This window comes from Rhodobacter maritimus, from assembly GCF_058747975.1.
In genome coordinates this window covers 3,117,320-3,141,174 of the sequence record NZ_CM179095.1, presented here as the reverse complement: position 1 = coordinate 3,141,174, position 23,855 = coordinate 3,117,320, and the positions used below count along the sequence as shown (strand labels likewise).

Annotated in this window: 20 protein-coding genes; 10 read left to right on the top strand and 10 right to left on the bottom strand. The window is 65.3% G+C overall.

Translation table 11 applies throughout. The annotated features are described in order from the left end of the window. The first annotated feature begins 50 nt into the window (after window positions 1–50). The 3 genes from AC4PTO_RS15745 (at window position 51) to rfbC (ending at window position 2,314) form a co-directional block, all read left to right on the top strand. Window positions 51–413 (top strand): DUF8846 family protein, encoded by a 363-nt coding sequence (locus AC4PTO_RS15745; RefSeq protein ID WP_492730068.1) that lies wholly within the window; start codon window positions 51–53, stop codon window positions 411–413. A 74-nt stretch (window positions 414–487) separates the two neighbouring features. Further along, a complete protein-coding gene (locus AC4PTO_RS15740; RefSeq protein WP_492730066.1) occupies window positions 488–1,759 on the top strand; it encodes a lytic murein transglycosylase in 1,272 nt (423 codons plus the stop codon). 9 nt (window positions 1,760–1,768) lie between these two features. Next, window positions 1,769–2,314 carry a dTDP-4-dehydrorhamnose 3,5-epimerase gene (gene rfbC / locus AC4PTO_RS15735; RefSeq protein ID WP_492730064.1) on the top strand — a complete coding sequence of 182 codons (546 nt, stop codon included), beginning with the start codon at window positions 1,769–1,771 and terminating at the stop codon, window positions 2,312–2,314. A 9-nt stretch (window positions 2,315–2,323) separates the two neighbouring features. On the opposite strand, the gene AC4PTO_RS15730 is transcribed toward rfbC, so the two are convergent. Both AC4PTO_RS15730 and AC4PTO_RS15725 read right to left on the bottom strand, forming a co-directional pair. Continuing rightward, window positions 2,324–5,269 carry an FG-GAP-like repeat-containing protein gene (locus tag AC4PTO_RS15730; protein WP_492730063.1) on the bottom strand — a complete coding sequence of 982 codons (2,946 nt, stop codon included), beginning with the start codon at window positions 5,267–5,269 and terminating at the stop codon, window positions 2,324–2,326. Between the two features lie 129 nt (window positions 5,270–5,398). Then, window positions 5,399–6,199 carry an ABC transporter permease gene (locus tag AC4PTO_RS15725; protein WP_492730062.1) on the bottom strand — a complete coding sequence of 267 codons (801 nt, stop codon included), beginning with the start codon at window positions 6,197–6,199 and terminating at the stop codon, window positions 5,399–5,401. 189 nt (window positions 6,200–6,388) lie between these two features. Between AC4PTO_RS15725 and AC4PTO_RS15720 the strand changes: the two genes are divergently transcribed. The 4 genes from AC4PTO_RS15720 to AC4PTO_RS15705 all read left to right on the top strand — a co-directional run bounded on the left by AC4PTO_RS15720 (window position 6,389) and on the right by AC4PTO_RS15705 (window position 10,627). Continuing rightward, window positions 6,389–7,507: a KpsE/RkpR family capsule polysaccharide export protein gene (locus AC4PTO_RS15720; RefSeq protein ID WP_492730060.1), complete on the top strand. Its 1,119-nt coding sequence runs from the start codon at window positions 6,389–6,391 to the stop codon at window positions 7,505–7,507. Window positions 7,508–7,511: 4 nt separating this feature from the next. After that, window positions 7,512–8,180 carry an ABC transporter ATP-binding protein gene (locus AC4PTO_RS15715; protein WP_492730058.1) on the top strand — a complete coding sequence of 223 codons (669 nt, stop codon included), beginning with the start codon at window positions 7,512–7,514 and terminating at the stop codon, window positions 8,178–8,180. Next, window positions 8,180–8,932 carry a glycosyltransferase family 2 protein gene (locus AC4PTO_RS15710; protein ID WP_492730056.1) on the top strand — a complete coding sequence of 251 codons (753 nt, stop codon included), beginning with the start codon at window positions 8,180–8,182 and terminating at the stop codon, window positions 8,930–8,932. Before AC4PTO_RS15715 ends, AC4PTO_RS15710 begins: the two co-directional genes overlap by 1 nt. A gap of 183 nt (window positions 8,933–9,115) precedes the next feature. Then, entirely contained in the window at window positions 9,116–10,627 is a 1,512-nt protein-coding gene (locus AC4PTO_RS15705; protein ID WP_492730054.1) for a stealth conserved region 3 domain-containing protein, read from the top strand. Here AC4PTO_RS15705 and AC4PTO_RS15700 read toward each other — a convergent pair. The 5 genes from AC4PTO_RS15700 to AC4PTO_RS15680 form a co-directional block, all read right to left on the bottom strand. Continuing rightward, window positions 10,575–13,373 (bottom strand): CDP-glycerol:glycerophosphate glycerophosphotransferase, encoded by a 2,799-nt coding sequence (locus AC4PTO_RS15700; RefSeq protein ID WP_492730052.1) that lies wholly within the window; start codon window positions 13,371–13,373, stop codon window positions 10,575–10,577. The two genes, AC4PTO_RS15705 and AC4PTO_RS15700, sit on opposite strands and share 53 nt — an antisense overlap. A 117-nt stretch (window positions 13,374–13,490) precedes the next feature. Further along, entirely contained in the window at window positions 13,491–14,357 is an 867-nt protein-coding gene (locus AC4PTO_RS15695) for a DMT family transporter (protein ID WP_492730050.1), read from the bottom strand. Between the two features lie 105 nt (window positions 14,358–14,462). Continuing rightward, window positions 14,463–14,750, bottom strand: a complete 288-nt coding sequence (locus AC4PTO_RS15690) for an HU family DNA-binding protein (RefSeq protein WP_492730048.1) — start codon at window positions 14,748–14,750, stop codon at window positions 14,463–14,465. Between the two features lie 129 nt (window positions 14,751–14,879). Then, entirely contained in the window at window positions 14,880–16,355 is a 1,476-nt protein-coding gene (locus AC4PTO_RS15685) for an AMP nucleosidase (RefSeq protein ID WP_492733655.1), read from the bottom strand. 2 nt (window positions 16,356–16,357) lie between these two features. Continuing rightward, the gene (locus tag AC4PTO_RS15680; protein ID WP_492730046.1) at window positions 16,358–18,160 is read right to left on the bottom strand and encodes an adenine deaminase; all 1,803 of its coding nucleotides are present in this window, start codon (window positions 18,158–18,160) and stop codon (window positions 16,358–16,360) included. An 87-nt stretch (window positions 18,161–18,247) separates the two neighbouring features. On the opposite strand from AC4PTO_RS15680, the gene AC4PTO_RS15675 reads away from it, so the two are divergent. Both AC4PTO_RS15675 and AC4PTO_RS15670 read left to right on the top strand, forming a co-directional pair. Continuing rightward, a complete protein-coding gene (locus AC4PTO_RS15675; protein WP_492730044.1) occupies window positions 18,248–18,529 on the top strand; it encodes an Rdx family protein in 282 nt (93 codons plus the stop codon). Beyond that, window positions 18,526–19,386: an SDR family oxidoreductase gene (locus tag AC4PTO_RS15670; RefSeq protein ID WP_492730042.1), complete on the top strand. Its 861-nt coding sequence runs from the start codon at window positions 18,526–18,528 to the stop codon at window positions 19,384–19,386. The genes AC4PTO_RS15675 and AC4PTO_RS15670 overlap by 4 nt, the downstream gene beginning before the upstream one ends. Here AC4PTO_RS15670 and AC4PTO_RS15665 read toward each other — a convergent pair. Beyond that, entirely contained in the window at window positions 19,374–20,612 is a 1,239-nt protein-coding gene (locus tag AC4PTO_RS15665; protein ID WP_492730040.1) for an MFS transporter, read from the bottom strand. The two genes, AC4PTO_RS15670 and AC4PTO_RS15665, sit on opposite strands and share 13 nt — an antisense overlap. A gap of 132 nt (window positions 20,613–20,744) precedes the next feature. Between AC4PTO_RS15665 and AC4PTO_RS15660 the strand changes: the two genes are divergently transcribed. Further along, entirely contained in the window at window positions 20,745–21,332 is a 588-nt protein-coding gene (locus AC4PTO_RS15660) for a glutathione S-transferase family protein (RefSeq protein ID WP_492730038.1), read from the top strand. Here AC4PTO_RS15660 and AC4PTO_RS15655 read toward each other — a convergent pair. Both AC4PTO_RS15655 and AC4PTO_RS15650 read right to left on the bottom strand, forming a co-directional pair. Beyond that, window positions 21,329–22,507: a TIGR03862 family flavoprotein gene (locus tag AC4PTO_RS15655; RefSeq protein ID WP_492730036.1), complete on the bottom strand. Its 1,179-nt coding sequence runs from the start codon at window positions 22,505–22,507 to the stop codon at window positions 21,329–21,331. The two genes, AC4PTO_RS15660 and AC4PTO_RS15655, sit on opposite strands and share 4 nt — an antisense overlap. Further along, window positions 22,504–23,817 carry a mechanosensitive ion channel family protein gene (locus AC4PTO_RS15650; protein WP_492730034.1) on the bottom strand — a complete coding sequence of 438 codons (1,314 nt, stop codon included), beginning with the start codon at window positions 23,815–23,817 and terminating at the stop codon, window positions 22,504–22,506. Before AC4PTO_RS15650 ends, AC4PTO_RS15655 begins: the two co-directional genes overlap by 4 nt. Between the last annotated feature and the right edge of the window lie 38 nt (window positions 23,818–23,855).

The window sequence follows — 23,855 nt, the reverse complement described above, 5'->3', positions numbered from 1 at the left end:
GTGACAGGGGGCCGCCCCCCCTGTCTGTGGCGCAACCCCATGAGGCCGATGTGAGCGAACCTTCCCCCCCGAAAAAAGAGAAACGCCCGCAACAGGTTTACACCCTGCTGGTCGAGGTCGGCCGCAAGGCCGGCGACGGCCTGCCCAAGGGGGCAAGCGGGGCCGGGCTTCTGTGCTATGCAAGCGGCGTGGACGAGGCCGAGGCGGTGCGCGAAACCGTGGCCATCCTCAAGCAGGCCGACATGGCGCCGCTGGACGTGACGGGCTATGGCACGCTGGCCGAACGCGAAGCGCAGGGCCATGAGATCGGCGAGGAAGAGCGCGGGCTGATGCAGCGCGCCCTGGCCGAAAATTCGGTCGTCGTGGCGCAGTTCACGCCGTTTTTCGGCAAGGATCATCCCAAGCCGCAATAAGGCGCCAAAGGTGAATTGCCTTCGCCGGCATGCTTGCTACACTTGGTGAAAAGACAAGCAGGCAGGCACACCCCATGAAACACGCAGTCAGATCCACCCTTATTCCGGCGCTGGTCTTTTCGGCGCTGGCGGCCTGTGCAGGGCCGACCGATTCGCCGCGCCCGATGTCGCGCGCAGGAGGTTCCATGCCGTCGGCCGATCCCATCGCCCCGGTTGCGCCCGAGGTGCAGCGCGGCTTCGAGACCTGGGTGACATCCTTCCGCCCGCGCGCGCTTTCCGCCGGGGTCTCCGAGGCCACCTGGAACCGCGCGATGCGCGATCTGCGCTACAACCCCAAGGTCATCGAGCGGGACCGGAGCCAGGCCGAATTCACCAAGACGATCTGGGAATATCTCGACAGTGCCGTGTCCGATACCCGCATCGAGAACGGCCGCGCCATGCTGGCCCAGCACGCCGCGGTGCTGCGCCAGATCGAGGCGCGCTACGGGGTCGACAAGGAAGTGGTGGTGGCCGTCTGGGGCATGGAAAGCAATTACGGCAAGAACCGCGGCACCACGCAGATCATTCCGGCGCTGGCCACGCTTGCCTATGACGGGCGGCGCGGCGCCTTTTTCGCCGAGCAGCTGATCGCCGCGCTGAAGATCATCCAGGCGGGCGATACCGACCCGGCCCATCTGACCGGAAGCTGGGCCGGCGCGATGGGGCACACGCAGTTCATCCCCACCTCGTATCTGGCCTATGCGGTGGATTTCACCGGTGACGGGCGGCGCGACATCTGGTCGGATAACCCGGCCGACGCGCTGGCCTCGACCGCGGCCTACCTTGCGCGCTCGGGCTGGCGAAGCGGCCAGCCATGGGGCGTGGAGGTGCAGTTGCCGCCGGGCTTCAACTATGGGCTGGCGGGCAAGAAGGTGAAGAAATCCCCCGCCGAATGGGCCGCACTGGGCGTGCGCGCGGCCTCGGGCGGGACGGTGCCCGATCATGGCGCGGCCTCGATCCTGCTGCCGGCCGGATCGAAGGGCGTGGCCTTCATGATCTTCGGCAATTTCACCGCCATCTCGCGCTACAACTCGGCCGATGCCTATGTGATCGGGGTCGGTCACCTGTCCGACCGGCTGAAGGGGAAGGCGCCGTTCCGCACGCCTTGGCCCCGCGACGACCGCGCCCTGTCATCCACCGAACGCAAGGAGCTGCAAGAGCGGCTGACCGCGCGCGGGTTCGACACGCAGGGGTCGGACGGCAGGATCGGGCCGAACACCATTGCTGCGATCGAGGCGTTCCAGCGCCATCAGGGGATGACGCCCGATGGCTATGCCACGCTCGATCTGTTGCGGCGCCTGCGCTGAGGGGACGATATGGACATCCGTGAAACCGCATTGCCCGGGGTTCTGGTGCTGACCCCGCGCCGCTTTGGCGACGAACGCGGCTTTTTCAGCGAAAGCTGGAACCGCCGCACGCTTTCCCAGGCGGGGTTGGATCTGCCCGAATTCGTGCAGGACAATCATTCGCTGTCGCGCAGGGCGGGCACGGTGCGCGGGCTGCATTATCAATCGCCCCCCCATGCGCAGGGCAAGCTGGTGCGTTGCGGGCGCGGGCGGCTGTTCGACGTGGCGGTGGATGCGCGGCGCTCCAGCCCCACCTATGGCCAATGGGTGGGCGAGGAGCTGTCCTTCGAGAATGGCCGCCAGCTTTGGATCCCCGCCGGTTTCCTGCACGGCTTCGTCACCCGCGACCCCGATACCGAGATCGTCTACAAATGCACCGATCACTACGACCCGGCCTGCGATGGCGCGGTGCTCTGGAGCAGCCTCGGGATCGACTGGGGCGTGGAAGACCCGCTCTTGTCCGACAAGGATGCCGGCGCGGTGCCTTTCGCGCAGTTCGAAAGCCCCTTTGCCTGAGGGCGCCGCTCAGAACAGGAAGTCATCCGCGCCAAGCCAGGCGATCTGAACGTGCTCAAGGATCAGCAGGTCCGGACCTGCGTCGATATGCACATCGTCGCCATGCTGCCGCATGACCGCCGCGACATCCTCGAAACTGTCAAACAGCGTCAGGCCCGAGAAGTCGATCCTCTCATCAGGGTCCAGCGGGTCGAAATCCACGATGCGATCCGTGCCGAACCCGTCGCGGAACACGAAACGGTCCGCGTTCGGCAGCCCGAGCGCAACCGTGACCCCGTTCGTGGTGAAGGTGAGCGCGTCCAGGATGCCGTCTTCGTTCAGGTTGGCATAGTAGCGCGGCTCAAGGTTGTGGCCCAGCCAGCCATCGTCCAGCGGCGCGGCAAAGCTGCGCGGGTTCTGGAAGCTGCCATCGCCCCGTGACAGCGCGATATGCGCCTGGCCGTCGCGGATGCCGATGATGTCGTCGAACCCGTCGCCATTGATGTCCTGAACCAGCCGCTGAATTAGCGGATCGGCCTCCCATCCGTGCGATGCGCCGAACTCATCTACGGTAAGGCGGGGATTGGAAAAACCGTATCCATCGCCAAGCGAGACATAGGCGCCACGGTACCCGAAGCCCACGATATCGGCATGGCCGTCGCCATTCACATCGCCCATGAGGCGCGGCAGGCGGGCGTCGTCAGTCCAGCCGAGATTGGCGCCAAAACTGGCAAGCGCGAACCGGATCCCGCCGAAACCGCCCGATCCATCTGCCTCTGCGACATAGACCCCCAGATTGCCGAATCCGATCAGGTCGTCCAGCCCGTCGCCATTCAGATCGGCAACTGCGCGCGTGAACTTGTTTAACGAGGACCAGCCCTGCGCCACCCCGAAATTGTCGACCTCGAGCCTTGTGTTGCCGAAACTTCCGTCCTGCCGCCCAAGGGCGACATATGCGCCTCGATGGCCGAACCCCACGATGTCATCCAGCCCGTCGCCGTTGAAATCGCCGACCAGCCGGGGGAACTTGTCATATGAGGTCCAGCCCAGATTCGTGCCGAAACTGGCCAGGACAAGGGTCGCCCGCGCCGCGCCCTCCGGGGCGTTGACAGGGGTTGCGTAAACCCCCTTGTAACCAAAGCCAAGCGCGGTTCCCCCTTCGGGCCCATCGGCCAGAAGCCTGGGATAGACCTCTTGCGAGACCCAGCCTCCGGCGGCCCGGCCATAGCTGGCCACAAGCGCCGTCGGATCGGCCATGTGCAGGGTGCCGCCGACAAGAACATCCTGCCCCGCGCCCCCTTCCAGCGTGTCGTTGCCGCCATGGCCGTAAAGCAGATCGTCCCCCGTGCCACCGAACAGCATGTCATTGCCGGTCGTGCCGACCAGGATGTCGTCATAGGTCCGGCCATTGGCAAAAAGACCCGAGGCATCCTGAGGGGGCATCCCCATCTGTTCGGCCAGAACCATGCCGGGCGTATAGCGTGCCACGGCAAAGCGCAGCGCCGCGGTGATCTCGGTTTCGGTCAGCCAGGTGCCGTCGGCGGATTCCATCACGATCTCGGTGCCCATATATTCAAGGCCCGCACCTTGGGCTGTGGTCACCACCCGAAGCTGCCCGGCCCCGCGCAGCATGGGCATCAGAGTCAGGTCGATGATGTCGGTTCCGGGCTGGAAATCGAGGATCCGGTTCACCGCGCCATTGTGCTGGAACATGAAGATGTCGGCGCCCGCGCCGCCGGCCAGTTGCGCCGCCCCGCTGCCGCCCACAAGGATGTCGTCGCCGGCGCCGCCCTGAATGCGGACCGCTTCGTCACTGCCCAGAAGGATGTCGTTTCCCGCCGATCCCGTCAGCAGTTGCTGTCCATGCGCCGCCTCGCGCGTCAGGCCGACAGGCCCCACGTCGAGCGTGATCTGGGTCAGCCCGGCCTCGCTTTCGCTGCCCGCGAAGATCTGCACCGCGCCGCCGGGTTCCTGCCACAGCGCGAGTGCGGACAGTTCCGACAGGGTCATGGTCGCGTTGTCCTCCAGCGTGGCGCGAAACACCAGCTGGCCCCGCGCGGTCATGGTGAACAGGCTCAGCCCGCCATCGGAGCCGCCGACAAGGATATGCACCTGATCCCCGATCACGAAGCTGCGCAGCGCCGTCACATCGGCGAACCGCGTGAACAGGCTGTCGACGATATGGTCGACGGCATTCAGCACCCCGCCCGCGCCCACGGAAAACACCGTCAGGGACGAGCTTTCGGCCGCCCCGACCACAAGGAAGGAACGATCCGCCACCTGCACGGTGCAAAGCGCGGTGGGGGCGGAAAAGCCGATGCCCGACTGCATGGCGAATTCCGCCACCGTGGACAGCGATCCGTCCGGCGCGACGGCCTGGCTTCGGATGAGGTTGCTGGCCGTGCTGGCGCTGAACAGAAATGCGGTGCCCTCAAGCGTGAGGCCGGCCAGCAGGTTGAACACCGGCCCCGGCAGGTCCGAAGGTGCCTGCAACAGGGCAAGCTGCCCGTTGCCCAAAACCTCCCAGGTGGTGGTGTCGCCGGTTTGCGAGGCACTGGCGAAAAGGAACTTCCGCCCCCCGCTTTCGATCTGCGTGGTTGCGATGATATCCGCAAAAGGGGAGCCTGCCTGCCCGAGCGAGACCCGCGGACCGAGATTGCCGAGGGTATCCACGGCAAAGACATTGTTGGCCGCGCTGCGCAGCCCGTAAGAGATGACCGCACCGCCGCCGGCGTTCGGCACGAACTCTATCTGCGGCGCAACCAGATGGCCCAGCGGCGAGACCAGCCCCACCGCCGAGCGGAACTGCGCGCTGCCCCCCGGGCTGAGATCGAAGACCGAGATCCCGCCGCCGCTGCCCGTCGAGGCCAGCAGCACCGTGCGCGCCCCGATCCGCGCGACCTCAAGATCCGTCAACGTGGTGACATAGCTTTCAAAGCCCGCGTATAGCGTGCTGCGATGCCTGAACCATGGCATGCCCCGACCCCCGATTTCACGCACCCCCGTGCAAGGATCGAGGCTAGGCCGCGGGTCTTAACCGGCGATCAACACGGGGCCACGGCCAAGGGCCTTTTATCGACAATTGGATTCAAGCGTGCGGCCATTTCATTCGAGAAAGTCACGGTAGCGCAGCCGCACCAGCAACATGCCCACAAGCGACAGAACCGCAGAGACCGTGCACACATAGAGCAGGCTGACATAGCTGTCGTCATAGGTGACGTAGAACCCGCCGCGTGTCAGCCCGACAGCATGGATCAGCGGGTTATACCAAAGGATGTCCTGGCCCAGCGGCGGCAGGTTGTCGAAGGTGAAGAAGATCCCCGATATCATGAACAGGGGGCGCGTCAGAACCCACCAAGCCCGTTCCCAGACCGGAAAATCGGTCATCACATAGCAGTTGAACACCCCCACGCCAAAGCCGATCAGCCCGGTGATGAGAAAGGCGAACAGGATCTTCAGCACATCGGGATGGGCATCGGGCTCGAACAGAAGCCAGCCGATGCCGATGATGATCATGCCCACCACGATATGGGTGAGCAGGGTCAGAACGAAGCGCGCCAGAAGCGCATCGACATAGGTGACGGCCGGATAGGTCAGCAGGGGCCGCGAAAATTTGATCGCCGCGGATACCTTGCGCGACATGTCGTTGAAAAGCGTGAAGGGCAGGTATCCCGTCGCGTAGAACAGCGCAAAGCTCTTGCCCATCGGGGGGACCGGAAAGGCAAACGAAAACATGAGGGTAAGGATGGCGACCGCACCGGCGGGTTCCAGGAATGCCCACAGGTACCCGCCGGGAGAGCGGCCATAGGTCGTGGCCATCTCGCGCATCATCAATGCGGTGATGGTGCGGATCGTGCGGAAACGCCGGTTCGGGCGGCCCGGATCGTCGGCTTGCAAAGCGGTCATGGGGGCAGTTGTCTCTGGCATTGCGGGCGCTGGTTCTGTAATCAACCTTTGGATCGAACAAGCCATATCCGAGAAGAGGGCGTTTTGACAGAGCAGCGAAAACCGCTTTCGGCAGAATCCTTCGCGGGTGGCGGACGAACGCCGGCAATATCCGGTTTGGCGCGCCTGAGGGCGTATCTGGGGGGCTTGATGGCGGGCAACAGGCGCAAGGGCGGCCGCAATGGTCTGGTCGTCAGTTTCACATGGGCGGTGATCGCGCCGCTTGTGGTGATCGCGGCCTATCTGTGGTTCTGGGCGGCCGATCAGTATGCCTCCACGGTATCCTTCTCGGTCCAGAAAGAGGAATACAAATCCTCGCTCGATGTGCTTGGGGGTATTCCGCTGCTGTCGGGCTCGATGATTTCGGATACTGATATTCTGGACGATTTTCTGAAAAGCCAGGAACTGGTCGAGAATGTCGATGCGGCGATCGACCTGCGCAGCCTGTATTCCAAAAGATGGCCCGACGATCCGGTCTTCGCGTTCAACCCCGGCGGTTCGATCGAAGACCTGCACCACCATACCAAGCGCATGGTGCGCGTGTCCTACGACAACCACACCGGGCTGATTTCCCTGCGCTCGCTGGCATTCACGGCTGAAGATGCGCGCCTGATCGCGCAGACGGTCTTCGATCAGAGCAGCGAGATGATCAACGAACTGTCGGCCGGTGCGCGCGCGGATTCGACGCGCTTCGCCAAGGGCGAGCTGGATCGCGCCTTCGCGCGGTTGCGGCAGGCGCGCCAGGATCTGACGCGCTTCCGGATCGAAAACCAGATCGTCGACCCGACGGCGGATCTTCAGGGCCAGATGGGCATCCTGAACTCGCTTCAAGAGCAGCTCGCCTCGTCGATGATCGAGATGGACATGCTGCCCGCCGGCCTGAAGGCCGACGATGCGCGGCTGTTGCAGGCGCAGCGCAAGATCGACGTCATCCGCGCGCGGATGGAGGACGAGCGCTCGAAATTCGGGGAAACAGGCGGCGGCCCCGGCGGCGAGGTCTATGGCGCGCTGATCGCCGAATATGAAGGCCTGAGCGCCGATATGCTGTTTGCCGAGGAAACCTACCGCGCCGCGCTCGCCGCCTATGACATGGCGCAGGGCGAGGCACGCCGGCAGTCGCGCTACCTGGCGGCCCATGTGCGCCCGACGCTGGCCGAGACCTCGCAGTTCCCGCAGCGCTGGTCCCTGCTTGCGATCGCGGGGTTCTTCCTCGTGATCGTATGGGCGATGTGTGTCCTGATCTATTTCAGCATCCGCGACCGCCACTAAGACGATGATCCGCCTCCAGAACCTGAGCAAGACCTTCTATATCAAGGGGCGCCGCAAGGTCGTTGCCGACGATCTGAACGCGGTCTTTCCCACGGGTGTCTCGGTCGGTCTTCTGGGGCGCAACGGTGCGGGAAAATCCAGCCTGTTGCGCATGATCGCGGGCACAAGCAGGCCCACGCGCGGACGGATCGTGTCGGATGGCACGATCTCGTGGCCGGTGGGCTTTGCCGGAAGCTTCCATGCCGACCTGACGGGCGCACAGAACACCCGCTTCGTGGCGCGTGTCTATGGCGTCGATTCCGACTATCTGGTCGATTACGTCGAGAAATTCGCAGAGCTGGGGATGCATTTCCACCTGCCTTTCCGCACCTATTCCTCGGGAATGCGGTCGCGGCTGGCCTTCGGCGTGTCGATGGGCGTGCGCTTCGACACCTACCTCGTGGATGAGGTGACAAGCGTGGGCGACGCCAATTTCAAGGCCAAGAGCGAGGCCGTCTTCATGGAACGCATGCAGGATGCGGGCGCCATCGTGGTGACCCACTCCATGGCGATGATCAAGCGCATGGCGACGATGGGCGCGGTGCTCGAGGCCGGCAAGCTGACGCTTTACGACGATATCGACGATGCCATCGCCGCGCATGAGGCCAACATGGCGCGGCCGGTCCAGGCGTGATGCGCCCGGAACTCAGCATCGCCTATTCGACCCTGGGCGAACGCTGCGCGCAGATCCGCTTTCCCGAGCCCCGTGCGGGGGTCGAGATCCTCGTTCTCGTGCAGGGCGGTGGGCAGGTCGCGCCCGAGGCCGCGGCGCGTCCCGATATCCGCGTGATCGCGCTTGAGGGCGACGGGGTGGCGCGGTCGCGCAATGCGGCCATTGCGTATGCCGAGGGGCAGTTCCTGCTTTTCGCCGATGACGACATCACCCATCTGCCCGAGGCCGTCGCGCCCTTCCTTGCGGCCTTTGCCGCGGATCCGGGCCTTGCGCTGGTGATGGGGCAGGCGCGCAACCCCGATGGCCGCCTGCACAAGCGGTATGCCGACCGGCCCACGCGGCTGACCCTGTTCAACTCGGCCCGGATCGCGACCTATGAGATGATGGTGCGGCTTGACGCGGTGCGCCGCCATGGTCTGCGCTTCGACGAGGCGTTCGGGGCGGGCAGGCCGAATTTCATCGGTGACGAATATATCTTCGTGGCCGATCTCTTGCGCGCGGGGCTGGGCGCGCGCTTCATCCCCGTGACGATCGCCGAACATCCGGCCGAAAGCTCGGGGCTGCGCTTTTCGGGGGCGGCGCCGATGCGGGCGCGCAAGGCGCTGTTTCGCCGCGTCTTCGGGCGTGCGGGGCCGGTCTTCGCGCTCTTGTTCGTGATGCGCAACTGGCGCAGGGTCGAACGGATCGCGGATCTGCGTCACCTGTTCTTTTAGGCGCCGTTCTGCCGGGTGCGGATGGCTGGCCGCTTCACCCCTTCGCACTTATCCTGTAGTCAGGCGCCCACAAGCCCGGCGAAATCGGGCGGACCCAGTCCCGATGCCCCCAAGAAGGCCCTGTCCGTGTTCAAGAGAACGAGAAAACTGCTGCATTCCGGTTTTGCCCGGCCGCGAAACTGGATGGACTATGCACGAACGAGCGTCGAAAGCCCCGCCCTGTTCCGCGAAGCCCTGGCCCGTGTCCGGCAGAACCGCGCAGCAAGGCGCGAAAGTCTGCGCCGCGCGGATGGTGTGGCTCTGCCCCAGGCGCTGCCCGCCGATGCCGAACTGTCGCCCGATCTTCTGGTCGATCGCCTTGCCGAACGGATGGGGGTGCTGGTCCTAGAGATGCGGGGCAACAGCGCGCATATCGGTGTCGGCACCGAAAACCTGCTGCTTGCGCTGAAGCTGTTGCAGGCGCTGGTGCCGCAGGGGCGCGCAACAGTGGGCGCACGCACCATCGCCCCCGCCCGGCGCCGCGATGCGCGGCTTGCGCTGCGCGCCGCGCAGGTGGTGTTCCGTGCGCGCACTGCCGCGCCGCTGACCCTGCGCCTTGAGCCTTATGATCCGGGGCCGCCCGGTCAGCGCGTGTCGCGCAACCTTGCCAACCTGCGCGCGAGGGGGCTGTTCACCCCCTGCCTGGACGCGCCGGGCCGAACCTTGATCACAGAGCTTCTTGGCGCCCCGACCTTCGAGGACCGCGCGGCCGAGGCCCCTGTGGACGTGGTCTATACCTGGGTCAATCACGACGATCCGGACTGGAAGGCCGCCTATCAGGCGGCGAAATCCTTGGGCGCTCTGTCCCGCGCGGATACGAAAAGCGCCGATGGCGATGCGTTGTCGCGCTTTCACAGCAATGACGAGTTGCGCTATTCGCTGCGCTCGGTTGCGCAGAACCTGCCGTGGGTCAACCGGATCTTCGTTTTCTCGAACTGCGCGCCGCCCGATTGGTTCGATCCCGGTCAGGATCGCCTGGTCTGGGTGCGGCACGAAGAGGTGATCCCGGCCGAGTTCCTGCCGACCTTCAATTCGCATGTGATCGAATCCTACCTCCACCGTATCCCCGGCCTGTCCGAGGCGTTCCTGTATCAGAACGACGATGTGATCATTGCGCATCCGCTGCCCCGTCGGTTCTTCTTTGAACCCTCGGGGATCAGCCGTTCGTTTCTTGAGCCCTATGGCATGGTCAGCGGTCCGGTGACGCCAGGGGATGCCGATTACCGCAATGCCGCGCGCAATTCCGCCGCGCTCATCCGTCAGGCCTTCGGCTTAGCCCCGACCCGGCTGCATCTCCACACCACCTTTGCCCTGCGCCGTCCGGTCCTTGCCGAGATCGAGGAGCGGTTTGCCGATACCTTCCGCACCATGCGCGGCAATCATTTCCGCGATCCGGGCGATGTGAATGTGACGAGCTTTCTTTATCACCACTACGCCATCGCCACCGGTCGTGCGGTGGTGGCCGAGATCGCCTCGGTGCTGGCGCAGAACAACGACATCCGCTGGCGCGCGATGCTGCGCCGCACGGCACACCCCAAGGTGCAGACCTATTGCATCAACGAACGGGGCGACACCGCGCCCTCGCGGCAATGGCTGCGCACGGTCAGCCGGCTTCTGGCAGAGCGTTTTCCCGACCCGGCAGAGTGGGAGCGTTAGGCCGCGACGGCAGGGCATCGGCCGCGGGATCGTCCAGTGCAAGGATTGCCTGATGGATCCGCTCGCAGCAGCGCCCGTCGCGATGCGGGAAGGCCTGCATGCGACGTTCGGCATAGACCGGATCTTCGTCCCCCGAGATCGCATCGATGATCGCATCCACGGTCGCGTCATGCGCGGTCGTGACCGGACCGAACCCGTCGCGGCGATAGTCGAAATGGCCGCGTGATAGAATATGCCCCCCCCCGAAGAAGTCACTCTCATCGAATTGATAGTAAATTACCGGCCGATTTAGATATCCGGCCTCCGATGTAACCGATGAATAGTCGGAAACTAACACCGCCGATTTTGCCAGAAGCGGCTGGTAGCCGCCCTCTTTCATGGGCTCCACCACGCGCACATGCTCTGGCACTCCGAATTCAGGCACATACATCATCATGTTCGGATGCGGGCAGAACACGATCTGAAGGCCATGCTGCCGCGCGGCCTCGGCCAGGCGCGGGTCGTTCAGCAGGCCCGACCAGCTTCGCGCATAAAGAGATTCAGTGAACTCATCAAGCTTATCCCGCCGGTAGTCGCCCGGAGCCGTATCGGCAACCAGACCCTTTCTCCATGTCGGGGCAATCAGGATGATTGACGGCGTTTCGGCCATTTCCAGCAAGTGGTCATGCCGGGCAAACCCGGTCAGCGCGGTTTCCTTTTCCGAGACCAGATACTGCCCCGCAGGATCGGAAATTCCGTCATATTCCGATGGCATCGCGGTGATGAACAGGTGAATCAGCTTGCGATTGAGCCAACCCGACAGGTCATTGGTCGTGACGCCATGTTGCAGGAAGACATAGCGGTAATGCGTCAGATCGCCGATATGCTTGCGCTCTTCGGGCCAGAGAATGAAGTGGTCAGCATGCGACGAAATCACGAAGCGCGCATTGATCAGCGCGGCGATATGTTCGCGAGAGCGGAAGGGGAGCAGCTTGAAGCCTTCTGCCGACAGGCGTGCCCAATCGGGAGAGTCGGCCTCCACCACGAAATAGGCCTTGTCCGCTTGTCCGATCTTCATCAGGTGGCGGTAAAGATGCTCGGCATTGTCGTCGGCCCGGTCGGCCCGGTCCATCAGCAGCCAGCAATCGCCATAAAGGCTTCGGGCCGCATCGGATTGCGCATAGCGGCGCAGCGCCATCAGTTTCAGCTTGCGCCGCGCGTTCTGAAGCAACGAGCGGTTGCCCAGAAGCACGGTGCGCGCCAGCCCGAAACCACGGGCCTTGATCCGGCGCATCCTGTGACGCAGCGCCGCGATCCCGGTGGGGCCGGGGCGCGGGGTGAAAAGGGTCTCGCGGCTGGCCGGTTCGGTAAAGGCGCCGCCGCGCGCAACGATCTGGGTGGTCTCTGCGCCCGCCGTGGTTATCTCGATCAGGTCCGCAGGTTCCGCCCGGACCCAGAAGCGCCGCTCACGGAAGAAGACATCGCCCAGAAGATCGGCGCTGCGCCCCGAGGGGAACAGCTTGTCCGCCACCTTGCCGTTCACCCGCACGGTGATGTCGCGCTCATATCCCGGCACATCGTAGTGAGCGAGTTGAATGAGGGATTTTACCTCGTCCAGATCCTTCACATAGACCCGCTGCGCAACGCGGGTAGTGGATTTGTAGTGCCCGAGAATTGCGACCTTGTATTCCTCGGTGCAGCCGGCCAGCTCGAATTCGTTGATCGTATCGCAGGAGATGTGTTCAAAGGCCTCATGAAGAAGGGCCTTGAACTCTTCTACTTCGGAATCCTCAAGGAAACTTGCCCGGTTGGCATTGTTGAGGACATGGCGGAATCTCCACATGATCTCGTAAAGGACGATCCGCTGGATATAGATCGGTATGTAACCCCAACGGGACAATGCGTTGTTGATCAGGCCCAGATAGCCTAGCCGGATCTGGTCGGTAAACCAGCGTCTGTCGTCGGCTGCGTTGTTGATGGCAGAGCTGTTGTCGGCGCGCCGCCTGTAGAAGTAATGCGCGGCCGGGGCAAAGCGGATGGCGCCATCCTCGACGGACAGCAAGACGTTGTTGACGAAGGAGCCGTCCTCGAAGGTGGGCTTGATATGCGGGTCGAACAATGCGCCACTGGCGTCGAGGATCGAGCGCCGAAGGAAAAGATGGCTCGCGGAATTGAAGATGTCGCGATCCATTTCCACCAGCGGAACCGTGCGGCGCCCTTTCCGGAAGCGATAGCGCAGCGGGTGACCGTCGCGGAACATGTGCCGCGCTTCCCAGTAGAAGATGAAGTTCGGGGTGATGGCTGTCAGCGTCTCGCCCCCGCGCATTGCGGCGATACGCGCCTCCAGCAGGTAGTTGCGCGAAAAGAAATCGTCCGGGTCGGGAAAGCCCACCCAGTCGCCGGTGGCGATGCGCAGGCCTGCGTTGCGCGCGGCGGCGACGCCCTGGTTTTCCTGCTCGATATAGCGGAACACGTCGGGGCGCCGCGCGACCCAGGCCTGCGCGATCTCGCCCGAGCGGTCGGGGCTGCCGTCATTGACGAAGATCACCTCAAGCTGTTTCAGCCCGCCACGCTGGCGCAGGACGCTGCGGACGAAATCGTCCAGGTAATCCTCGACCTTGTAGATCGCCACGACCATCGAGAAGGTCTGGGGCGGCGCATTGCGCAGCCGCAGCCAGCCGGCCAGATCCCGGTCGGCGATGAAGCGCCGGGTGGACCACACCTTGGTCAGGGCCTGGACGATCGCCTTGCGTGGGCTGCGGGACATGAGCTTGACCTTCAATCTACCTGCCGCCGGGCCGCGACACGGGCGCAGAAACGATTAGCAGCGGGCAGGGCGTTGCTCAACCACACGATGATGCATTGGCGGTGGGCCGCCAGCGGTTCAGCGCGTCTGGCGTGACATCTGCACGGCCAGGATGCCGCCCGCGATGATCGTCACGCCAAGGATATCGGCCCAGCCAAGACGCTCTCCCAGCAGGGCCGCGGCGATGGCGACGCCGAAGAATGGGTTGAGGAAATGGAAGGTAGCCGCCTTGACCGCGCCGATGCGGCCGACAAGGACGAACCAGATCCAGGTTGCCAGAACGCCGGGAACCAGCGTCGTATAGGTGAAGGCAGCCAGCAGGCGCGGGGTCCAGTGGACGGTGAAATCCTCGAACAGGGCTGAGGCCACGGCCAGAAGGGCCGCGCCCACGAACATCTGCAACCCCACGATCATCATCACGTTGCCCCCGGAAGAGGCTCCGCGCACCATCAGCGTGGCGGCGGTCAGCGCAAGCGCCGCGATGAAGCACAGCGCAAGTCCCATCACATCCACGCCGCCCGACAACCGCGCGCCCATGATGACGATCACGCCGACCAGCCCGGCGAGCAACCCCAGAAGGCCAAGCGGGCGCAGCCTCTCCTTGAACAGCAGCCAGCCGAAGAACGCCACCATCAGCGGCATGGTCGAGGCGATGATCGAGGCCAGCGACGCCTCGACCCATTGCATGGCGATGAAGTTGAGGCCCAGGTAGATCGCGTTCTGGCAAAGTCCGAAGATCAGCGTCGCACGCCATTGCGCACGGGTGAGCCGCCAGCTTTGGCCAAGCGCAAGCGCGATGCCCACGCCGATGATCCCCGAGAACAGGAACCGCAGGGCCAGGGCGGCAAGCGGGGGCGCATCCGCCACGATCATGCGCGCCGAAGTGAAGGCCGAGGACCACATCAGGGCAAAGGCAAGGCCCATGCCGATCGCGCGCAGATCCATGGCAATCCTCTTGTGATATCCGGGACGGAGAAGGGCCGCCCCGAGACTATCGAAGGGCGGCCCGTTTATTATCAGCATTCGCCTTTTGCAGGCGGCCGGTCAGGATCAGCCGTTGACGCTGTCCTTCAGAACCTTGGCGATCGTGACCTTGACCTGCTTGTCGGCGGCCTTGGTCATGATCTCGCCGGTCGCGGGGTTGCGAACCTGACGTTCGGGGCGTGCCTTGCACGAGATCTTGCCAATGCCCGGCAGAGTCACGGCGCCGCCGGCGGCCACTTCGCGGGTCACGACTTCGGCAACGGCGTCCAGAACGGCCGAAGCGCTTTTCTTGTCCGAACCCATGGTTTCGGCAAGGGCCGCGACGAGCTGGGTCTTGGTCATCGGTTTCGTCATGTCACAATCCTCTGTATCGCCCCGTTCGGGGGGTCGCTTTAACCGCGTTACACGGCTTGGTGCGCCTGTAACACACGCTTTTTAAGGGCAAGGCAAGCCTTTTTCGTCCTGTTGCGGGAATTTGCCGCCTTAAAGGAAGGCGGTTTCCTCAAAGCTGCGCAGCTTTCGGCTGTGGATGCGCTCCAGCGGCATTTCACGCAACTTTTCCATCGCGCAGATCCCGATCAGCAGATGGCTGGCGACCTGCGTGCGATAGAAATCCGTGGCCATCCCGGGCAGCTTCAACTCGCCATGCAATGGCTTGTCGGAAACGCACAGAAGCGTGCCGTAGGGCACCCGGAAGCGAAAGCCGTTGGCCGCGATGGTGGCGCTTTCCATATCCAGCGCGATGGCGCGCGACTGCGACAGCCGCTGCACGGGGCCGGACTGGTCGCGCAACTCCCAGTTGCGGTTGTCGATCGTGGCCACGGTGCCGGTGCGCATGATCCGCTTGAGCTCGAACCCGTCAAGCTGCGTGATCTCGGCCACGGCTTCCTGAAGCGCGATCTGGATCTCGGCCAGGGCGGGGATCGGCACCCAGACGGGCAGGTCGTCGTCCAGCACATGATCCTCGCGCAGGTAGGCATGGGCCAGCACAAAATCCCCAAGGCTTTGCGAATTGCGCAGGCCCGCGCAGTGGCCCACCATCAGCCAGGCATGCGGGCGCAGTACCGCGATGTGGTCCGTGGCCGTCTTGGCGTTCGAGGGGCCGACGCCGATATTGACCAGCGTGATCCCCTGCCCGTCGGCCCGCTTGAGGTGGTATGAGGGCATCTGCGGCAGCTTGGACAGGGCGGGCAGGTCGCCGTCCGCGGTGGTGATGGCGGTGTTGCCGGGCCCCACGAATTCGCAATAGCCCGAATTCGGGTCCGCCAGCATGCGCCGCGCCACGCTTTCGAACTCGTCCACATAGAACTGGTAGTTGGTGAACAGGACGTGGTTCTGGAAATGATCCGCGCTGGTGGCGGTGTAATGCGCCAGGCGGGCAAGCGAATAATCCACCCGCTGCGCGGTGAAGGGCGCCAGATGCAGCGAGCCGTCGGGATTGGCCACGGCGGTGCCGTTCACGATATCGTCGTTCATCGAGGCAAGGTCCGGCACGTCGAACACGTCGCGCAGCGGGAAATCCAGGACGCCCTCTTGCGGCACGTTGACATCGGGGTTGGCGGCCACGGCGAAATGCACCGGGATCGGCGTGTCCGAGATGCCCACCTGCACCGGAACGCGGTGATTGCGGATCAGGTGGCCCAGCTGCTGCGTCAGGTAATTGCGAAACAGGTCGGGCCGGGTGATCGTGGCGCCATAGGTGCCGGGCAGCGGCACATGGCCGAAAGCCAGCCGGCTGTCGGCCTTGCGATGCGAGGTGACGGTCAGGCGCACCTCGGGGTAATAGGCGCGGAAACGCGCCGCGGCGCGGCCGGTTTGCAGGGTTTCGTTGAACTTCTCCAGAAGAAAGCCGGTGGCCTCGGTGTAAAGCTCTTCCAGCCGGGTCACGGCCTCGGCGGCATCGGTGAACAGCTCGGGCTCGTGGCTGTGCGGGGTCAGGGTCGTCAGCGTATCGGTCATATTCATTCGAACAGGTCCGTCAGTTGAAAGCGTGTCACATCCACCAGTCCGAGATCCGAAATGCGGATCTCGGGGATCACCACAAGGGCCAGCAGCGAATGTTGCATATAGGCGTTGTTGAGCGTGCAGCCGCAATCCGCCATCGCCGCGACCATGCGGCTTGCGGCATCGGCCACCTCGGCGGCGGGGGCGTCGGACATCAGCCCCGCGATCGGCAGCGGAACCGAGGCGATCTCGGCCCCGTCCTTCCAGACGGAAATCCCGCCGCCCATCTCGCCCAGCCGGTTGGCGCAGGCGGCCATCATCGCGCGGTCGGTGCCCACCACGATCATGTGGTGGCTGTCATGCGCGACGGTCGAGCCCATCGCCATGCGCCCCCGATAGCCAAAACCCGACACGAAGCCGTTGACCACGCCCCCGGTGCCACGATGGCGCTCGACAAGGGCGATCTGCGCGATGTCCTGTGCCGGGTCGGGCTGCGCCAGCCCGTCCGTGACCGCCAGTTCCGCCGTCAATGCCCGGGTGGGCGCCTGGTTTTCCACCACGCCGATGACCCGTGCAGTGACCGAATTCGCACCCTCCGGCGCCGCGATCTCGAAATCGGTCGGGCTGAGCATCTTGCCAAGCCTGACTGTCCGGCGCGCGGTATCGGGCCAGTCGTAATGCGGGCATTCGGCCAAGAGGCGGCCATTCTCGGCCACGATCCTGCCGCGTGCGATCACCGTCTCGACGGGCAGCGTGCGCAAGTCCGGGCTCAGGATCAGGTCGGCCCGCCGTCCGGGGGCGATGCTGCCCAGTTCCCGCTCCAGCCCGAAATGGGTGGCGGTGTTGATCGTGCACATCTGAAGCGCCACCAGGGGATCGGCCCCGCAGGCGACCGCATGGCGATAGACGCGGTTCATATGGCCGTCATTGACCAGCGTGCCGGAATGGCAATCATCCGTGCACAGGATGAAGCCGCGCGGATCTAGACCCTTTTCGGTGACCGCCGTGATCTGGCGTTCCACGTCATACCAGGCCGAGCCGAGGCGCATCATCGCGCGCATGCCGTTGCGCACCCGCGCGATGGCGTCGGCCTCGCAGGTGCCCTCGTGGTCATCCGCAGGTCCGCCCGCCGCATAGGCGCGGAACGGCGCACCCAGATCGGGGCTGGCGTAATGCCCGCCCACGGTCTTGCCCGCATCCTGCGTCGCGGCGATCTCGGCCAGCATCTTCGGGTCGGCATGGATCACGCCGGGAAAGTTCATCATCTCGCCCAGGCCCACAATGCCGGGCCATGTCATCGCCTCGGCCACGTCCTTAGGGGTGATCTCGAAGCCGGTGGTTTCCAGCCCCGGCGCCGAAGGGGCGCAGCTTGGCATCTGGGTGAAGATGTTGACCGGCTGCATCAGCGCCTCGTCATGCATCATCCGCACGCCTTCAAGGCCAAGGACATTGGCGATCTCGTGCGGGTCGGTGAACATGGTGGTGGTGCCATGCGGGATCACGGCGGCGGCGAATTCGGCCGGGGTCAGCATGCCGCTTTCGATATGCATATGCCCGTCGACAAGGCCCGGCAGCATGTAGCGCCCCTGGGCCTCGATCACCTGCGTGCCGGGGCCGATGGCGGCGGAAAGGTCGGGCGCGATGGCGGCAAAGCGCCCTTCGGCCACGGCGACATCCATGCCGGGCAGCACCTCGCGCGTTTGGACATTGACCCATCGGCCGCCCCGGATCACCAGATCGGCCGGCGCCCGGCCAGAGGCGACGGCAATCAGGCGCGGCGCGGCCTCTGGCCATGATTTCAAGGTATTCGTCGTTTCCATGGCCAACTGTGCGCCCGTGGCGCGGGGCTTTCAAGTGACGTTGTGATGAAGCCGCGGCCGGGGTATCACTCGGTCAAGGAGCAAAGCATGAAACCTCAAGTCACGATTGTCTACTGCACGGGCTGCAACTGGTTGCTGCGGGCCGGCTGGATGGCGCAGGAGCTGCTGTCCACCTTCGGCGAGGATCTGGGCGGCGTCACGCTGGTGCCCGGCCATGGCGGCATCTTCGAGGTCAGGGTGGGCGCCACCCCGATATGGGAGCGCAAGCGCGATGGCGGCTTCCCCGATGCCAAGGAGCTGAAGAAACGGCTGCGCGACGTGATCGAGCCGGACCGCGATCTGGGCCATATCGACCGGGCGGGCGCATGAGCACGCTGCTGTCGATCGGGCATGGATATTCGGCGCGCGCGCTTGCGCGCCGCCTTCTGCCCTTTGGCTGGCGGGTGATCGGCACCACGCGCAGCCCCGACAGGGCCGATGCCCTGCGCGCCGAGGGAACAGAGCCGCTGATCTGGCCCGGCGAGGGGCTGGCCGCGGCGCTTGGGCAGGCGACGCATCTTCTGACCTCGGTCGCGCCGGGGCGCGAGGGCGACCCGGTTCTGGCAACCGAGGCTGCGGCGATTGCCGCCGCCGCACCGAACCTGCAATGGGTGGGGTATCTTTCGACCGTCGGCGTCTATGGCGACCATCAGGGCGGCTGGGTCGACGAGACGACGCCCCTGACCCCCGCCACCGCGCGCGGCCGTGCCCGCGTTGCGGCCGAGGCCGCCTGGGGCGCGCTTGCCCGGCAGGCGGGCCTGCCCTTGCACATCTTCCGCATCGCCGGGATCTACGGCCCCGGGCGCGGCCCGTTCGAGAAGGTGCGCGACGGTTCTGCCCGGCGCATCATCAAGCCCGGACAGGTGTTTTCGCGCATCCATGTCGAGGATATCGCGCAGGTCCTGGCGGCCTCGATCGGGCGGCCCGATCCGGGGGCGATCTACAACCTGTGCGATGACGATCCCGCCCCGCCCGAGGACGTGCTGAGCTATGCCGCCGAACTGCTGGGCCTGCCCGCCCCGCCGGCCGTGGCCTATGACGCGGCGGAGATGACGCCGATGGCGCGCAGCTTCTATGCCGAGTCGAAGCGCGTGCGCAACGACCGCATCAAGACGGAACTGGGCGTGCGGCTGCTTTATCCCGATTATCGCAGCGGGTTGCAGGCGCTTCTGGCTCAGGCCGGCTGAGGCACCGCCATGGGGCGTTCGCGGATCGGCAGGTGCACGATGGCCGAGAACGCGCCCACGCCCACGCCGACCCACCAGACCATCGTGTAATCGCCGTAGATGTCGTAAAGCTTGCCGCCCAGCCAGACGCCAAGGAACGCCCCGATCTGGTGGCTGAGAAAGACAAAGCCGTAAAGCGTGCCCATGTAGCGCAGCCCGTAGATATGCGCGACCAGCCCCGAGGTCAGCGGCACCGTCGCCAGCCACAGCGCCCCCATCAGAAGCGAGAAGATCAGCACGCTGGCCGGCGTGATCGGCAGCAGGATGAAGACCGCCGCCACCACCGTGCGTGCGGTATAGATCCCGGCCAGAAGGTATTTCTTCGACCAGCGCTTACCCGCCCAGCCCGCGTAGATCGTGCCGACGATATTGGCCAGCCCGATCAGCGAGATCGCCGCAGCCCCAAGCGCCGAGGTGGTCGAGATCCCGATCCCGGCCAGCATGCCCGTCGGGTCCACCGCGCCGCACATCTCGGTCACCATCGCGGGGAAATGCGCGGTGATGAAGGCAAGCTGGTAGCCGCAGGAAAAGAACCCCAGGAAGATCAGCGTATAGGACGGGTCGCGGAACGCGCGGTTGAGCACCGTGCCCATGCTTTCCTCCAGCTCGGCGCGGGTCGCGGAAACCGGCGTCCGCATCAGCGGAAGCGCCAGCAGCGCCAGAAGGATCACCGCGGCGAAGATCATGAACACGCTTTGCCACGGCATGTAGGCCAGCAGCATCTCGGCCACGGGGGCGCCAAAGACCTGCCCGGCCGACCCGGCCGCGGTGGCGATGCCAAGCGCGAGCGAGCGGTTCTCGTCGCTGGTGGCGCGGCCGACAACGGCAAGGATCACGCCGAAGCCCGTGCCCGCGATGCCGAAACCGACAAGGATTTCAAGGATTTGGTGTTGCAGCGGATGGATGGCGAAGGCCGACAGGACCAGCCCCGCGGCATACATCAGCGCCCCCAGGACGATTGCGCGGCGGTCCCCGAACCGCTCGGCGATGGCGCCGAAGATCGGCTGGCCGATGCCCCAGGCGAGGTTCTGGATCGCGATGGCCAGGCTGAACTCGGCGCGCGGCCAGTTGAATTCCTCGGCAATCGGGATCTGGAACACGCCAAAGCTGGCGCGGATGGAAAAGCCGAGCATCAGGATGATGGCGCCGCCGATCAGGACGGGCGTGAACAGACGCGGGTTTTGCATGGGACTCTCCGGTTCGCCCCGCGAAAATCCGCCTTTGCGGCAGCGGCGTCAATCGCGGAATTGTTCCTGCCACAATGCCCCTTGCACTGGCGCGGGCCTCGTGACCCAATACCGCAAAAGCGGAGGGCATGGATGTATACGGTCATCGGCACGGTGCAATCGCGCGCGTTGCGCGTCTTGTGGATGCTGGAGGAACTCGGGCAATCCTACGAGCATGTGGTGGCTGCGCCGCGCTCGGAAGGGGTGGTGGCGTTCAACCCGGCGGGCAAGGTGCCGGTGCTGATCGTGGACGGCACGCCGATCACCGATTCCACCGCGATCATCCAGTATCTGGCTGATCGCCACGGCGCGCTGACCCATCCCGCCGGCACGCTGGAGCGCGCGCGGCAGGACAGCCTGACCCAGTTCCTGCTGGACGAATTCGACGCGGCCTTGTGGATGGCGGCGCGCCATTCCTTCATCCTGCCCGAAGAGCTGCGCATGTCGGGCATCAAGAACACCCTGCGCTGGGAGTTCGAGCGTTCGCAGCACACCTTGATGCAGCGCATCGGTGAAGGCACCTTCGTGATGGGCGAGATGATGACTGTGCCCGACATCATCCTGACCCATTGCCTGACCTGGGCGCTGAGCGCGAAGTTCCCCATCGTCGAGCACCGGCTGACCGAGTATCTGGACCGGATGCGCGCGCGCCCGGCGCTGGGCCGCGCGCAGAACCGCTAGGCGGTGCGGGCCAGCCGCGCGGCGGCGGCGCGTCCGGCATGGCGCCCGGTGGCCAGGCAGGCGGTCAGCAGGTAGCCGCCGGTCGGCGCCTCCCAGTCCAGCATCTCGCCGCAGGCGAACACGCCGGGAAGCGCGGTCAGTTCAAGATCCGGGCTCAGGCCGTCGGCCATGATCCCGCCGGCGGACGAAATGGCCTCGGCCAGCGGCCGGGGGCCGCAATGGGGCACCGGCAGCGCCTTGATCCGCGCGGCCAGCCCTTCGGGCGTGGCGGGAAGCGGTCGGCCCCATTCCTGCACCAGCGCAAGGCGCAGCGGGTCCAGCCGCAGGCATTTGCGCAGCCAGTTGCCAAGGCTGTCCTTGCCGCGCGGACGCGACAGGCGGCGCGCCAGTTCGGGCAGGCCTTGATCGGGCATCAGGTCCAGGGTCAGATCGGCCCCGTCCCGCACCGGGGCAGAGAGGGCATAGACCCCGCCGCCCTCGATCCCGCGCGCCGAGATGACGAATTCGCCCCGGCTGATGCGCCCGGCGGCCGAGAGCGCGGCGCCCTTCACCGGCTGGCCGAAGAACGGCGCCATATGGGGCGACCAGTCCACCGAAAAGCCCATGTTCGCGGGGCGGAAGGGGGCGATGCGGACACCCTTCTCGGCCAGCCAGGGCAGCCAGGCGGCATCCGACCCCAGCCGGGGCCAGCTTGCCCCGCCAAGTGCCAGCACGGCGACCTGCGGGGCCTTGAACCCTGGTCCCTCGGGCGTGTCGAACCGGAAGGCCCCATCCTCCCATCCGCTCCAGCGCCAGCGGGTGCGGATCTGCACGCCCGCTGCGGCCAGCCGCGCGATCCATGCCCGGAGCATCGGTGAGGCCTTCATCCCGACCGGGAAGACGCGCCCGGTGCTGCCGGTGAACAGATCGACACCCAGCCCGCGCGCGAAATCCTGCACCTCGGCGGGGCCGAAACTGGCCACGATCGGGGCCAGCCAGTCGCACCCATAGGCCGCGAGGAAATCGGGAAGGGCCTCGTTTCGGGTCAGGTTCAGGCCGGACTTTCCCGCCATCAGGAACTTGCGCGCCAGCGTCGGTTTCGCCTCGGCCAGGGTGACGGCATGGCCTGCCCGCGCCAGTTCTTCGGCGGCCATCAGGCCGGCCGGTCCGCCGCCGATGACAAGGGCCGCGGTCATGCGGGCAGCGGCGATTTCAGTTCGACCACGCGATGCGGATAGGGGATCTCGATCCCGGCCTCTTTCAGCGCGTTCCAGACCGCGAAGCGCACATGGCTGGCATATTTGTTCTTGCCGTCGTCGATGCCGTTCACCCAGTATTCGACCACAAAGTCGATCCCTGAATCGCCAAAGCCCGCCAGTTCGACATCCGGGCCGTCGGGTTTGCTCAGCACGAAGGGCAGGCGGCCCACGGCGGCCTCGACCAGGTCTGGGACGCGGTTGATATCGGTGTCGTAGCTGACCGAGAATTCCACCTCGTAGCGGTTGGCCGAGCCCTGATCGGAATAGTTCACCACGCGGGTGGTGATGAAATGCTCGTTCGGGACCACGATCCATTTGCCGTCGAAGGTTTCCAGCACGCAGGCCCGCGCCGTCATCTTCACGATCGTGCCGGTTTCGCCGCCGTCCAGCTCGACATAGTCCCCGACGGTGGTCTGTCCCTCGATCAGCAGGATGACGCCCGAGACGAAGTTCGCCGCGATCTGCTGAAGCCCAAGGCCCACGCCCACGCCAAGCGCGCCGCCCAGCACCGCGACCGCCGTCAGGTCGATCCCCATGATCGACATGAGCAGCAGGAACGCCGCGCCGAAGATTGCGACCTCGGTCGCCTTCACGGCCAGTTCGCGGGTCGCGGGGCGCAGCGCCTCTTGCGCCTTGATGTAGTCGGTGCTTTGCCGGTTCGACCATGAGCCGAGCCAGAACAGAAGGCTGCCCGCGATCGCGCCGCGCAAGAGCGCCATCACCGAGAAGTGGATATTGCCCAACTCTACCGTCAGGCTGTCCAGCCAGGCCGAGACCGGCTCCAGCAGGTTGAAGGTGTAAAGCAGGGCGACCGGCATCAGCACATAGCGGCCCAGCAGCCTCAGGAACGGCTCGCGCAGGATGTCGCGCACCAGCGCGCGCGCGGCCAGAAGCAGGAAAACCCGTTTGCCGAAGGCGATCACCGCGCCCGATCCGAAGACCGAGCGGGTAAAGGCCTCGCCGATCGCGGTGAAGCCATAGGCCAGAAGCGGCAGCAGAAGCGGCAGGAACCGCAGCACGAAGCGGCGCGCGGTGGCAAAGGCGCCCTTCGCCTCGGGACGGGGGGCGATCAGCCGCTCCAGCCGCGGGGCGATGCGATGCGCGGCGATCCCCGCGACCAGCCAGGACACCACCAGAAGCGCGAATTGCGACCAGGCCGCGGGACTGGTCAGCCAGTCCTGCGCCAGTAGAAGATAGGGCTGCGCAAAGCCCATCGCTTGTTCAAGATACTGACTGATCGGGTTCATGTCCGGCTCCGGCGCGCGTGTCGTTCCTTCGCATGTGC